11 protein-coding genes are annotated in these 14,380 nt (G+C 32.5%); 1 reads left to right on the forward strand and 10 read right to left on the reverse strand.

Annotated elements, in window-relative coordinates; genetic code table 11:
* Positions 1–15 precede the first annotated feature (15 nt).
* The 9 genes from P0Y62_09060 to P0Y62_09100 all read right to left on the reverse strand — a co-directional run bounded on the left by P0Y62_09060 (position 16) and on the right by P0Y62_09100 (position 10,985).
* Positions 16–1,497, reverse strand: a complete 1,482-nt coding sequence (locus P0Y62_09060; GenBank protein ID WEK71703.1) for an oligosaccharide flippase family protein — start codon at positions 1,495–1,497, stop codon at positions 16–18.
* 69 nt (positions 1,498–1,566) lie between these two features.
* Positions 1,567–3,918, reverse strand: a complete 2,352-nt coding sequence (locus P0Y62_09065) for a polysaccharide biosynthesis tyrosine autokinase (GenBank protein ID WEK71704.1) — start codon at positions 3,916–3,918, stop codon at positions 1,567–1,569.
* Between the two features lie 181 nt (positions 3,919–4,099).
* Positions 4,100–4,315 carry a DUF3575 domain-containing protein gene (locus P0Y62_09070; GenBank protein ID WEK71705.1) on the reverse strand — a complete coding sequence of 72 codons (216 nt, stop codon included), beginning with the start codon at positions 4,313–4,315 and terminating at the stop codon, positions 4,100–4,102.
* 29 nt (positions 4,316–4,344) lie between these two features.
* Positions 4,345–4,917 (reverse strand): sugar transferase, encoded by a 573-nt coding sequence (locus P0Y62_09075; protein WEK71706.1) that lies wholly within the window; start codon positions 4,915–4,917, stop codon positions 4,345–4,347.
* A 103-nt stretch (positions 4,918–5,020) separates the two neighbouring features.
* The gene (locus tag P0Y62_09080; GenBank protein ID WEK71707.1) at positions 5,021–7,786 is read right to left on the reverse strand and encodes a hypothetical protein; all 2,766 of its coding nucleotides are present in this window, start codon (positions 7,784–7,786) and stop codon (positions 5,021–5,023) included.
* Between the two features lie 53 nt (positions 7,787–7,839).
* Positions 7,840–8,862 carry a hypothetical protein gene (locus tag P0Y62_09085; GenBank protein ID WEK71708.1) on the reverse strand — a complete coding sequence of 341 codons (1,023 nt, stop codon included), beginning with the start codon at positions 8,860–8,862 and terminating at the stop codon, positions 7,840–7,842.
* Positions 8,855–9,658, reverse strand: coding sequence for a molecular chaperone (locus P0Y62_09090; protein WEK71709.1), 804 nt, complete (start codon positions 9,656–9,658; stop codon positions 8,855–8,857). Before P0Y62_09090 ends, P0Y62_09085 begins: the two co-directional genes overlap by 8 nt.
* Positions 9,659–9,738: 80 nt before the next feature.
* Positions 9,739–10,266, reverse strand: a complete 528-nt coding sequence (locus P0Y62_09095) for a hypothetical protein (GenBank protein WEK71710.1) — start codon at positions 10,264–10,266, stop codon at positions 9,739–9,741.
* Between the two features lie 314 nt (positions 10,267–10,580).
* The gene (locus P0Y62_09100) at positions 10,581–10,985 is read right to left on the reverse strand and encodes a hypothetical protein (protein ID WEK71711.1); all 405 of its coding nucleotides are present in this window, start codon (positions 10,983–10,985) and stop codon (positions 10,581–10,583) included.
* A gap of 254 nt (positions 10,986–11,239) precedes the next feature.
* Between P0Y62_09100 and P0Y62_09105 the strand changes: the two genes are divergently transcribed.
* A complete protein-coding gene (locus P0Y62_09105; protein WEK71712.1) occupies positions 11,240–12,478 on the forward strand; it encodes a YaiO family outer membrane beta-barrel protein in 1,239 nt (412 codons plus the stop codon).
* Here the strand turns inward: P0Y62_09105 and P0Y62_09110 are convergent.
* The gene (locus tag P0Y62_09110; GenBank protein ID WEK71789.1) at positions 12,475–13,764 is read right to left on the reverse strand and encodes an LTA synthase family protein; all 1,290 of its coding nucleotides are present in this window, start codon (positions 13,762–13,764) and stop codon (positions 12,475–12,477) included. The genes P0Y62_09105 and P0Y62_09110 overlap by 4 nt on opposite strands.
* Between the last annotated feature and the right edge of the window lie 616 nt (positions 13,765–14,380).

The following is a 14,380-nucleotide window of genomic DNA, read 5'->3' on the forward strand; positions in this document are numbered from 1 at the left end:
ATCAAACATTCCTTTTTATTTTTTTATGGATGAAATTAATTGTTTAACATTTTCATTTCTAAAAATAACAGGTAAATATAAAAATAGTGAAAATATGCCTAAAATCACTTTCAGATTATTTCTTTCTGCAGAAATAATCTGATATGAAAGAACATTTATAATAATAATTAACAAACTAACCCATAATAATTTAGCTTCTTCTTTTCGGAAAACATCAAAGAAATTAATTTTTAAAGATTTATTATAGCTGATAATGACCACTATCGATCCGATAGAAAGAGCAATTGTCCATGCTAAAATAATTCCATATCCCCCTGCATACAAACCTAAAACTATTCCTAAAATAATATTAATAACAGCCATACTCACATGAACGATCACTAATACATTCAATTTCCCTTCTCCCATTGAACTAAAATAGGCCGGTCCACACATAATATTAATAAAAGTGGAGATCACTAAAAAAAACATTGAAAAAATAAAATCAAAATTAAAACTACCTAGCCACAGTAAAGAAATTATAGGAGTCGCTAAAATTAAAAAAGTAGATAATGGCAAATTAAATAAAAGTAAAATACGATTCATTTTTATATAAAAGCTTTGTAAAAAAGAAGAGCCTTCTGTTTTAGCTTTTTCGGCAACAACAGGAACTACGACCTGATTTGCACTCGTTAATAAAGCCCGAAACTGATTGACAGCTTTAGTGGCCATTTCATAATGTCCAAGCAATGCAAGCCCGCCATATTTACTCAAAAGAAGTTTCGTAGCCGGCTCATATAAAAGCTGGCTGATTGAAACCAATTGAAATTTATAACCATAATTAAAAAGTTCCTTAAATGAGTCTTTGTTCCATTTCCAATAACGCATTTTATTATTTGGGCTAATTCTCACAGTAAATACTAAGGCTGCAAGAAAAATAAAAACAGACTGAATAAGTTGTGCAATGGCAACCCCTTTAAGATGATATACAGGAGTTAATATAATTGCCCCACCAAACATAATCATCCCTGAGACCACATAAATAAAATTTCTGATATAATTCTTTTGATACCCTTCCAAAACGGAAGTAAAAACCCCTCCTACTGCATTGATGCAAAGTGAAGCTAGAGAATAAGGAAGTATTTCCAATGCAATGCTTAAAAATTGTTTATCAATTACATACTTTAAAAAAAACTCTGCTCCAGAAAGAATAATTAAACTTAGTCCTATAAAAAGAATTGACATTGATAGAACAGAAGTAAAAATCAGTTTTCCCAATTTACTTTTATCATGGTCTAAAATATACTCTGCAACAAATTTTACCAATCCCGAAGTCATTCCTAAATTAGCCAGATTAGCAATAGAAGAAAACGATAATATTAATGACCATATTCCTAATTGTTGCACTCCAATCGTGGTCAACAGGTACTTATATAAAAAAAAATACAATAAAGCTGTAAATACTACTTGTACTACTGCTGAAAAAGCATTTATTGTAATTTTTTTTGAGGATAGCATTATTTTAATTGTATATACTGATTCTAAAATTTTGAATATTCTTTTACTAAAGATATTTTTAAATTTTATTTAAAAATATCTTTGCCACCACTTTTTTTCTTCAGCATGATATCCATATCCATATTTATTTCCATATCCGAAATTAGATTCTTTGATACCATTCAGAACAATACCCACATTCTTAAGTTTATTGTCTTCAATAGAATGATTTAAGAACTCTATATAGCTTTTTTCAGAGATTTCAGATCTTGTAACATACACAATGGCATCACTTTTATCAGCAATAAGGAAAGAATCTGTAACCAATAAAAGAGGGGCTGTATCTAAAACAATATATTTATATTTATTTTTCTCTTTAATAACATATAAAAGCTCATCCAGTCTGCCATTCTGTAAAAGATCTGTTGGATTGGGAGGTATAGAACCCGAATAGATAAAATCACAGTTCTCATTATATCCGCTTGAATGTATAATTTCATTAACATCTGAAACATCTCCACTTAAGAATTCCGTCAAGCCTTTTGCCAATTTCATAGAAGGATTGTAACGCTGAAGTTGTGGATTCCTTACATCTGCTCCTACTACTAGGACTTTATCTCTAGAAGAAGCCAATATAATTGACAAATTGGTAGAAATAAAAGTTTTTCCTTCTCCTTTTACAGAAGAAGTAATCATAATAGTATAAGGAGATTCTTTTCCGGGCAGAAGAAATCTTAGATTTGTAACAAATATCCTAAAAGCCTCAGCAATAGGAGAAACATCATTAAAGTGTACTAGAATATTGTCTTTATTTGTCAGTTTTGGAATTTCAGCAATTACCGGCAGATTAGTTAATTTTGTGAGATCAGCTCTCTTAATAATTGTACTCTGAAGAAGACCTTTTAAATATATCCATGCTAGAGGTATCAAAACACCCAATAAAACGAATGCTCCCAATATCATTAATTTTTTAGGTGCAACAGGTTTTTTAAATACAAATGCTTTATCTATAACTCTTGCTTTCTCCGCAGTAATCTCCATAGTGATCGCGGCTTCTTCCCTTTTCTGCAAAAGTAACAAATATAAATTTTCTTTTATTTGCTGTTGTCTTTCGATACTTCTGAATAACTTCTCCTGAGTTGGTATTTTGCTGATCATATGTTCAGAACCTCCAAGCTGACTTTCTACTTTTCTCTTGGCTAATTCTAAAGAAATTACATTTTTTTGTAAAGATTGTGATAAAGAAGATTTTATTTCTTCAATCTGCTTATTTAGCTCCTTTACCAATGGGTTATCTGGAGTAGCATTTTCCAGATATTTGTTTCTCTGTAATACAAGCGTATTATAATCTTGAATTGATTTTGCTGCGGCGTCACTTTCCAATCCTATATTGATTGGCAAAACATCACCTTTACCTTTTTTATTAAGGGTATTCTGAAGAATTTTATTCAGTTCTAACTGAGTACCCAGTTCCAATATCTGAGCTTTGCTCTGTTCTTTTAACTGAAGATTAATTCGGGCTTCCGATGGTAAATCTACAATATTATTATTGGCCTTATATCCTTCTTTTTGTGTTTCAACATCTCCTAATTCACTAGAAATAAGCGCAATTCTTTTATCAATAAAATCTTTGGTTTTCTTAGACTCAATATTTTTATCGCTAATTGCGTAGATATTATATTGCCTTACTAAACCATTAAGAAAATCTTTCGCTTTTTCTTTATTTTCAAAATCTACCGCAAGGCTAATAATGGTACCATCTTTATCCAGTAAATCAACTGCCAAAGCCTGCTGAAAATCATTTACAGTATTATCAAAACTATTATAAATGAAGAAAATATCAGATAAATTTATTTTTTTAGGCGCCCTATAGCTTGGGTTTTTACCAATCATTATTGTAGCAAAAGGCAAAACCGTTGTTTTGTTAAACGAAGTTTTTATGTCTTGTTTCCACTCCTCAGAAGATAATACAATGTCATTTCCCTCATTTTTAATAGATATAGATTTTTCAGGAAGATCCGCATCTTCTTTTTCCTGAATAATATGGATAATATAAGGATTGGATGCCCCGTAAAGCTCTAAATTATAAAAAGTTTGCTTAGCATATACCGGTGTCTGAAAATTATGCTCTTTTAAAACATCTTCTACAATTGCTTTAGATTGAAAAACTCCTACTTCATTTTCAATACTATTCGTTCCCATTCCACTAAGGCCACCTAAACTCTGAAGCACTCCAATATCTCCTGAGGCAACAGACATTTTTTTAGCATCTTTAATCAAAACTGAAGTCTGAGCTTTATATATAGGCACCGTAGATTTCATATAAAAAACGGCTAAAATAAACATCAACGCTACTGACGCTACAAAATATTTCCAATTTTTTAAATACGGAGCTAAAATTTCCTTTATACTAGTTTCTTCCTTTAAATATTTTTTATCCATTTTTTCGGATTATCACATCAATTATACATTCTCTCAGAATTTTATCTGAAATCCTGCAAATATATATTTTTTTTATAAAAAGCTTGGCCTATTCCTCTTGTTAATTGCTATTTTAGTTATCATTATCTGACTTAATTTATCAATATACAAAGTAAAATCGCATTTAACAATAATCATCTATTTAGATCTGAAGATTCTTTCCAAGAAATGATTTCCAAGGTGATATAAACGTTTCGGCTTGTAAAGAAACTTTAGAATTTATCGGTTTTTCAATTCCTATATTATAAATTCCTATAGGAACAAATAATGTATTGACCTTTAATTCGGTTTGGGCACTTAAAAAAGTAGACGAAAACAAACCGATCATTAATAGAAAACCTTTCAGCATATAACTCATACCTTAATAACTTTTTCCCTTTATAAATATTATCCTTTGAAAATCGAAAACGTTTTGAGCAAAATAAGAATATCAGTCTTAAAAGAAAGCTGATGATAATACTTTAAGTTCATTTTCACTTTATCCGGAAAAAGTACTTCATCATTATACTTTAATGGATATGGTTGACTCTCAAGAATCTTTGATTCATTTCTGTATTTAATACCTGCTTCAGAAGTAAGTCCTGGTTTTAATCCTAATACTAATCGGTCATCACCTTTCAGCAGATCATAATAACCCGGTATATCAGGACGCGGTCCGATAAAAGACATATCCCCCTTAAGGATATTGAAGAGCTGTGGAAGCTCATCTAATTTGGTTTTACGCATCCATTTTCCAAAATTAGACTTTCGTGAAGTCTTCGAATGATAGGTCTGAAACTTATAGATCACAAAAAGCTTTCCTTCCTGTCCAACTCTTTTTTGTGTAAAAATACCCGGAAAACCCGTGTCAATAGAAGTTAAAATTACCAATATTATAAACAAAGGAATAAAAAGCACGACTATAATCAATGCTAAACTATAGTCCATTAAAGCTTTCCACCAAGGATATTTTTTCACCATTTTCGAATTACCTACAAAGATATAAAATATAGCAGATATAGTTTTAAACGCTATATTAAATATCAACCACATCTTGAAAAGATTAGGCTGAAAAGATATGAATTTAATTCCCGAATTTTTTTACCCGGATGTTCTTTTCTTTCACTTTTATAACGAACGGATGAAGTACAGATATTTTACCAGCCATACTTTCCGTATCTATATAGGTCTGTTCACAATATGTATTTACAGGAAGGGTACTTTCATTTAAAGAAATTCTATACTCTCCGGTTCCCAGAAATGCTAAAAACTCTCCGTTTTCATCTGTAGAAATTCTTTGTAGAAGCTTTTCTCCCTGAAAAACATTAATGATAACTCCTCCTAATTTGGGGTTAAATTCTTGTGCGGTTTTAGCATCAAAATCATAGGTTATTTTTCCACGAATGGTTCCGTTTCTGTGAAGCGGTATTTCTAATGAACGTCGGTGAGAATTCATTTCTATATCCATTTCATCATAGTACCAACCCTGCTGAATTACCTGTTTTAAACGATATTTCCCATAAGGAATCTGGTTATATTCAATATTCCCTTCTTTATTACTTTTGAATGAAATAGTATTGATCATAATAACATATCCATCAGCTGCTTCATCTCCTTCATCATATCTTCCGTTATCATTATTATCATAATAAACGAAAGCTTTTATGCTTCCTTTTTTACCCGGATCTAATGTATTGGTTGGAAGATTAAGCGTAACTCCAGCTTCAATTGTCAGCATATTATTATGCAAACTTCCTACAGAATATTTATACCAAGATGAGTTTAAGTAAAGTCCATATTGTTTTCCTAAATATTTCAGGTTAAAAAAAGCGGATGGAGCTTTACCGTACAGAATATCATCTGTATAAGATACTCCCGAAGTAAGATTAATTTTATCCTTAAAAAAAGCCTTATTATAAAAAGCAGATAAAGAGAGCTTTTTATAATCTTCTGTTTTGTTCATTACTTTTGAAAATGCATATTCGGAAAGAAAATAGGCTCCGTACTGATATATATAACTAAAGCTGAAAGCCTTATATCCATAATTCCCTGATAGTTTCATCTGAAATTTTGGTTTCTCCATATCAGGATACGTAACTAACCCTGCTTCGATCCCTAAAATCGAAGAATGCTTTTTATCAGGGCTCGTCCAGTTCGTATATTCTGTTAATCTTTGAGCCTTTAATTGGTTTTGCTCAAAAGAATTTAATATTCCAAGAAAAGCGTTATAGTTATTAGATGTTTCTTCCTGATACTGATATCCTATTCCCCAACCAAAATCTCCTTTTTTAGCAAAATTAATTCCGGTATCCAATCTCAGATTTTTAGACCTTATATTATAATCATAAGAAAAATATTTAGGAGAAAAATCAGAAACAAGGATGTTAGCATACCAATAATGTTCTTTAAAGATATTCTTGGAGAAACTTTGCTGTATCTGTAAAACACCTCTTCTGTTGCCCGGATAGTAATCTGTACTGTAGAAATAACTTCCGTTAAGGTTTATTTTACTGATTATACCTGAGTACTGAGATTCTACTCCAAGAGAAGGTTTTGTAGAGTGATCCGCTTCATAAAAACTCATCCCTGAATATAATTTTGCATTCAGCCTCCAGTCTTTACTGAAAAGATATTGCACATCTGTTCCTAAGAGATTATGATCAGCCTTTTCGTAAGGATCATTTCTAAAAACATACACACCAGAGATACTTCGGGAAGTATTCTGAGCCCCAATTGTCCCTTTGGCATACAAACCATAACCATTTTGCAGGAAAGGTGTTTTGTCAATCAAATTAAAACTCTGATCAATAAATCCAATCTCTACTTTTTTATCTTTATCCGCAGAGGTAAAACTATATTCCGCACCCCTACCAAACAGAGGCATTTCGAGCGATTTATTTACATTTCCTAATGTAACTACAGAATTTCCCCTATGATAAGAAATATATGTATTATTTACTATCGGATCGCTCTGATTATTCATTGCATATATATTTCCACTGATAAAAACATAACCTGCAGGAAGGTTGAATCCTCCCGATCCTATTAACTGGTACATATCCGCATTATCGCCAATTCTTCTATAGCTAGCTGTGATACTGTTTTTTGCATAACTGGTATAACCTGTCAGAGGCTGCATATCACGATAACGCTGCGTAGAAGAAATATTCTGCACGGAAACAGAAGTATTTCCAAAAATTTCTTTTTCAGGTTCTCTAAATCCGACGATGTTTACCGTCATCTGTGTCGATTTCAGAATATGAGCAGGAATAAATTTGAAGCTGAATACAGTATCTTTTAATACATCAACAATTCCCTTTCTCTCTACAAAAATAGTCCCCTGCGCGGTTTCAGGAATTTTAAAGACTACTGTAACCTCCTGTCTTTTATTACCCATGTTGGTTACTCTTGCTTTTATTTCTACAGAATCGTTGATGTTATTCTCATTCATGTAGATAAGAGGATTTTCAGCATTCAGTCTGAGAGCATTATTTTCCTGTACCTTATAAGTGAGTTTCTTTTTTACAATGAGTTCGTTTGCAGAATTGGTACAGCTAAATATAATTTCCTCTTCTCCAGATCCTGCATCATTGCTTACCAGTATCTTTACGGGTAAAAATCTTTTTTCTCCAACATTCAGCTCTACTTTTATCTGATTTCCGGAAACACTTCTAAATCCTTTAGGAACATCAATATAAATATTCCCGTTAAATTTTGAAGAAGTTTCATTTTTCACCAATACCACCAGATCTACAATATTGGGCTTATCTGCAGAAGATTCATTACGAATCTCCATGTCTATTCCGGAATAGACCTGTGCCGAGGTAAATATAAAAGAAATTGATATCAAAAAAATAAGAACTATTTTTCTGAACAAATAATGAAACATTGGGATTGGTTTTGTTATTGAGGTATTATCTCATACTGAATTATAGTTGCATAGTCTTCCATCTTTGCCTGTACAAATCTATTATCATTGGCCGAGGTAGAATATTTGATATCATAATATACATTAGCACTTTGTGTAGTTCCTCCTTTCGCCACCAATTGGGAAGAGGTACTTAATGAAATAGGAAATACACTTCCTGTATTTCCGGAAACGGGGTTTAGTACCATCTGCACTGCATCGAGAGGCAATGTATTCCCCGCCGCAGAAATGAACTGCCCCTGCATCGATTTCACTTTAACCTGATAATTGGTGTTACTTTTTACAATGAGTGCACTTGGATAAGACACACTTACTCCGTTTATATAGTCCTGCATTGTTTTAAACTCCAATGTCCCATTGATTGCATCAGAGGCAAGTTTCAATGACATTTCAGTACTAGTCGGAGGTGTACCCGAAAGCTGTGCAATCTGTAGTTTAAAATAAATGACTGATTTACCAATCAGATTGTTGTACTGGTCATACGCTGCCATTTCAACAGGAACGGTAAATTCTGTCCAAGCAGGATAATTTCCAAGATAAGCGCCACCCGCAACAGTTAAACTGAATCCCATCTCCATATAGAAAGGACCATTTGAGTTAGACGTATTCGAAAGAGGAGCATTAGAACTGGGTACCAAATATTTTTCAACGTTTTCTTGTAAAAAAACACTTGCAGGCATTCCAATCTGCTGAATAGTCGGAACCGGCCCAGGTGTTGCACTTCCTGTAGTAAAAACAGGCTGAAAAGAAACTTTATCTGCAGGAAAAGTATAAGTTCCGTTGGTAATTATTCCTTTTAACTGTGCTGAAAGTCTCCATTTAGGTTCGTCAATATTTCCATTACCATCAAATCTTACCGTGAAAGCATTTTGGCTCATATTTCCATTGTAAGAATTAATTTGAAGAAAGCTATTATTCTCCCAAGGTTTAAAAGTTAATTTCCCCGCAAAACAATAAAACGAAACGAACAAGAATATAATAAAGATTTTTTTAGTCATAATTAAAGTTTAACTCTCCAACTTCCAAATTATTGGCATCGCCGTAGTCAATCATTACAGAGGCTGTATATTTTCCTTTCTCCAATTTTGTAGGCAGAACAATATCCATATCTCTTTTGTTTCCGGGCATCGTATAAAAAACAATATTATCCAGCGTTGTTTTTTTTCCGGTTTGTGTGTTTACTAAGTCAGTGTATACTCTCCCGTCTATCCATACATTTCCCTGGTTTTCAAAAAACAGAGAAAGTTTATTATTAGATTTATCATACACCAGATTCTGAATTTCAATTTTCTTGACATTGGCAGAAGAAAGTTTATGAAAAAGTTTAATTCCAGAACGGATGCTTACTTTTATATTGGCTCCTTTACTATCCACATCATCTACGGGATTCATTTGACTTACATATAAAACCGCAGAATGAGCAGCCAACTTATCCGATAAAGTGTTTGGAACCGTTATAGTAACATCAATATCTTTCCTTTCTCCCGGAGCCAGTGTAAAATAAGAGTCTTCTTTTTTTACAGAAATCCAGTTGGCACAAGAAACAGGTAAAGTATTGGCAGGATACATCATATTTTCACCTTTACCATCATATTCCCAATCTCCTAAACTTACTGCCAAGTCCAATGAATTTTTCACACTTACATTAGTAATGGTAACCTGCTGTGTATTGCTACGTCCTAAATCTGACTCAAAATATAATCTGGGAGGAGAGACTGAAACACCGGTTTGTGCATTTATTTTACACAAAACTGAAACCATAAACAACAAAAAAGTTACAACCCGTATTTTCATTAAAATATTTTTTGTAATAATACAGAAAAAGTGCCACATTTCTCTGCAACACTTTCCCCTTCATATCCTAATTATATATTTTATTTTGCAAGAATTGTATATGTTAGTGTAGTTGTATATGTTGTTGGCGTTTGACCAGCGATATAGTTATTAACATAAGTATCTGCACCTGCACCTGCATAAGTAACGTTAATATTTTTATTTACACCTCCTGTAGCAGAAGTAGCAATCACCTGATCGTTATTAGAAAGCGATACCGGTGTATAAGTAGCACCTGTAATTGAGTTATTTGCTCCGTTACTAGCTGTAATAGTAATCGTGTTTGAAGCGATATTTTTTGCTCCGTTTACCATGTTAGCATCTCCACCTTTTACTTTTACTTCAAATCCTCCTGTACTGTACACCGTTAAGTGATCTGCCTGAGTAGAAGAAACACCACCTGAATAATCAGCAGCAGTTGTATAGATTAAGTCTACAGCTTTTTGAGCCGGGTTTACTACAAGAGTCTGGATTGGCTTTAATTTAACGTTTAATGTAACTTGGTTAGTTTGAGCGTTTACTGTTGCGAATCCTAAAAAAGCGAAAGATGCTAAGATAAATTTTTTCATTGTTGAATTATATTTTCTGTTTATTAATTATTCATTAAATTATCGAGTGCAAAAGTAGACGCAATAAATTAGAGTTATTTTGTAAAAAAAGACTTTAAACTTGTAATTTTAAACAAGTTTTAAAACCATATCTCACAAACTAAAATTGAGAATAAAACAGAATAAAAGAAAAAATACAACAATATTTATTAAGCATAAAATATTATATATATCAAATAATGTTGCAAAAATTTAAAAACGCTAAGAATACAATAAATGCAAAAACAGAAAAAATATTATTTGGCACATAGTGAATTTTCGAAAAAAAGGAAATTTTACTGAGAAATAATCGTATACACTAATGTGTGATATACATTATTTGAACCTAGATTAATTTTATTCACATCGCCTTCTGATAGAAAATCATTACTTATAGCAATTTTTTCATCAATTCCGCCTTTACGTTTATCAATAAAAGCATAGTCTTTATTATAATTATTTTCTACTGCAAAAGTTTTTTTATCGGCATTGTAAATTTCTCTGTGCATTTTCACCTGAAAACCTGAAAGGCTTGATACTTTAATATATTTAGCATCAGATACTACAACAGAAGTTTTATTTTGTGCTAAAGTTTCAGAATTATTGCTCGGAACAGAAAGGGTTTGAATAGGATACAGCTTTATATTAAGTCTCACACTCTCTTGTGCAAGGCATTTCAACGATGCAAATAGGAAAAACATTAATATAAAGTGTTTACAGTACATATCCCGCAATTAGATTTTTCACCAATTAGATACTTAGTAAAAATATGAAAAAATTTTGACTATTTCATATTTTAGGGATTTTTTTATTTATGTTTTTTACCCATGTTTTTTAAATTCCTCTTTAACACTCATTTAGTTTATAAAAACACATTAAATAAGTTGACAATCTATTTTAAAACTTTATTATAATTTCTATAAAAAATATTAGCTTTACCATATTATTTATTTCTATGATGAAAACACTTTTTAGTTTTTTACTCCTTCTATTATTACCTCTTATGTTGTATAGCCAAGAAAATCTGACTTCAGATGACTTGTTTGCTAAAGCCCGGAAAGCAGCTTTTGATGAAAAAGACTATCCTACTGCGATCAAACTTTCTCAGCAAGCTTTGGAAAAATCACCGGATTATACAGATATATCCATTTTTTTAGGAAGAGTATATACTTGGAGTGATGACCTACCTTCTGCAAGACTGGTTTTTGATAAACTCGACCAAAGAAATGTTAAGGATGAAGATTTTTTTATTGCCTACGCTTCTCTTGAATACTGGAACAATCGATATGACAAAGCTATAAACATCCTCGACAAAGGCTTAAACTATCATCCTCAATCAGAAGCATTATGGCTTCTGAAAGCAAAAGTGTACAATAGCAATAATCAATATATTGAAGCTGAGAAGGCTACCTCATCAGTTTTGGGAATCAATCCTAAAAATACCGAAGCCAGAGCCCTTGCTAACAGAATTAAGGAATTAACTTCAAAAAACGCCTTAGGAATTACTTACAATTACTCTCATTTCGATAAACAGTTTGATAACGACTGGCATATTATAGGAGTCAGCTACAAAAGAGCAACTTCCATAGGTTCTTTCATCATAAGAGGTAATTATGCCAATAAATTTGCACAAAACGGAACCCAGATTGAACTGGAGGCTTATCCAAGAATCTCAAAGACATTTTATCTTTACGCAGGAGCAGGGTATTCTAATGATGTAGGCATATTCCCAAAATACCGTACAGGGGTTTCACTGTATGCAAATCTTCCGCACAGTTTTGAAGGAGAACTTGGATACCGACAGCTGTATTTCAGCAGTAATATCTGGATGTATACTGCTTCTATCGGAAAATATTACAAAAACTTCTGGTTTAATCTTCGTACTTATATTTCTCCAGATAATAAAAATATCTCGCAATCCTATACAGGAACGATGCGTTATTATACGAAAGGAGCTTATGATTATTTTGGTTTCCAGATAGGAACAGGAATAAGCCCGGAAGAGAGCATTAATAACCTTCTGCAAAATGAGACCTACAAATTAAAAACCTTCAAGATTGGCGGAGAATATAATTTTTCTATCAACAAATCAAACCTATTTTCGGTTTCAGCCACGTATTACAACCAGGAATACCGGCCAAACGAAAAAGGAAATCAATTTGATATTAATCTAGGATATACCAAAACCTTTTAAGGTTTTGGTATTTTTTTATTCATAAAGTTGGCTACTACAGAATCAGGTAATAGTTTTCCTGAGGAGTAAAACTTATTATTTTTCGTTTTAAATTCATCAAAACGTCTTTTCATATCGTTTTTAACCGATTCATCATTTAGTACATCTTCATCAAGATTAGACTGTAATATAAAAAGGCGATTGTCTACAAAGTGATATTTGCGGTATACATAATCAATAAGCTGATTTTTACTTTCCATTAAAGGAGTTCCCTCGTTTTCATTTTCATCATCATTAGTCAGCCCTTTTCCGATCCATGCTACAGAAGACGGAGTATGCAGTTTATAATTTGTTCTATAATATGCCAGAATAGACGGAGCTAAATCGAAATGAGTTACTCGTTTCTTAAAACGTTTCGCTTCTTTTAATAAAGGAGAATAGATAATCAAAGGAACATGATACCTGTCGATCTTGGTTTCAAAAGGAATCTCCGGCATGCTGTGATCTCCTGTAACCACAAAAATTGTATTATTAAAATCCGGCCGTTTTTTGTAGTTTTCAAAGAATTTCTGCAAAGCATCATTCAGATTGAGAACAGAAACCAGCTGCTTTCTATTTTCCAACGCCCACTTTTTCTGTGATGCCGACATCTGTCCTGACTGCAGTTTTTTGTCAAACACTGATTCGTAATATTTTGAATTGTTAATTAAAAACGGATTATGGGTAGACAATGTAAGAAGCATATTAAAGTATGGCTGATTCCGTACTTTCTGCACTTCAAGCATTTTTCCAAAAACCGCCTGATCTTCATATCCCCAGCTTTCACCGTTATTTTGAGGCAATTTACGATAAGGAGCTTTAAAAGATTGCTGATCTATAATATGATCTACTTTACTATATTCTAAAAACTCTCTCATCCGGTCAAACGAAGAATTACCCCCGTAGTAAAATCCGGTTTCAAATCCGTTTTTTTTCAGAATGTTGAATAAGTTGAAATTGTCAGGAGTTTTCTCGATTTCCAGAAATCCGTTTTTTCCAAAAGGCAAAGAGCCAGTAAGTGTGGGAATTGCAGCAAATGTTCTTCCTGAAGAGCTCAAGTTAAATTCCCAATACAAACTTTTATTTGCCAAAGAGTCGATAAAAGGAGTAAAGTTTCCAATATATCCATTGGGTGAACTATACGCATGGCCAAGTCCTTCTACAGTGATGAAAACCAAATTCGGAGGAGTCTGCGACTGGTTTAAATAGGCTCCGAAAAAATCTTTTGTCTTTTCTTTCCTCCAGAAAGGAAATGCCTGGTCCAGCATTTCAGGATCTGCAGCCAATGTTTCCGGGCCATTTAAAATATCGGATATTTCCGGATGATCACTGATAAAATTATCGGTATTTGAAATAAAGAAATATGCCCATTTGCTCTGTCCTGCCTTTTGTTCAAATTCATTTTCATTTTTTGCTTCTAAAGAGAACAACGTATCTTTAGGAATAAAAAATGCAGATAATCCGATCACCAAAGTGATTGCCCCAATATAAAATGATTTAAAACTTGATTTGGCCGCAAACCAGAAAGGAATGAATGCGCCTACTATTAAAAGGCACATTAATGCTATATTTTCAGTATTCAGCATTCCGCTCGCCTCAAGAATCTGCTTCATTTCATCTTTACTATAATACAATACATCTGCACCTAATATATTATGAGATTCGAAAAAGTATAAAAACAATATATACTGAGCAACTATAATCACCGTAAACAATGTCATGGCCAACATTTTTGCCCATTTCTCTTTTATGAAGTTCAGGGTCAGATACAAAATCCCCATGCCGAAAATAATCTGGAATACAAATATTAAGTTATTTACGAAAAGACTTTTTATTAATAAAGAATCATCAAAATCTTTGAAATTATAGCGATACCACGCCCAT

This window comes from Candidatus Chryseobacterium colombiense (assembly GCA_029203185.1).
In the GTDB taxonomy this organism is placed as follows: Bacteria; Bacteroidota; Bacteroidia; order Flavobacteriales; family Weeksellaceae; genus Chryseobacterium; species Chryseobacterium colombiense.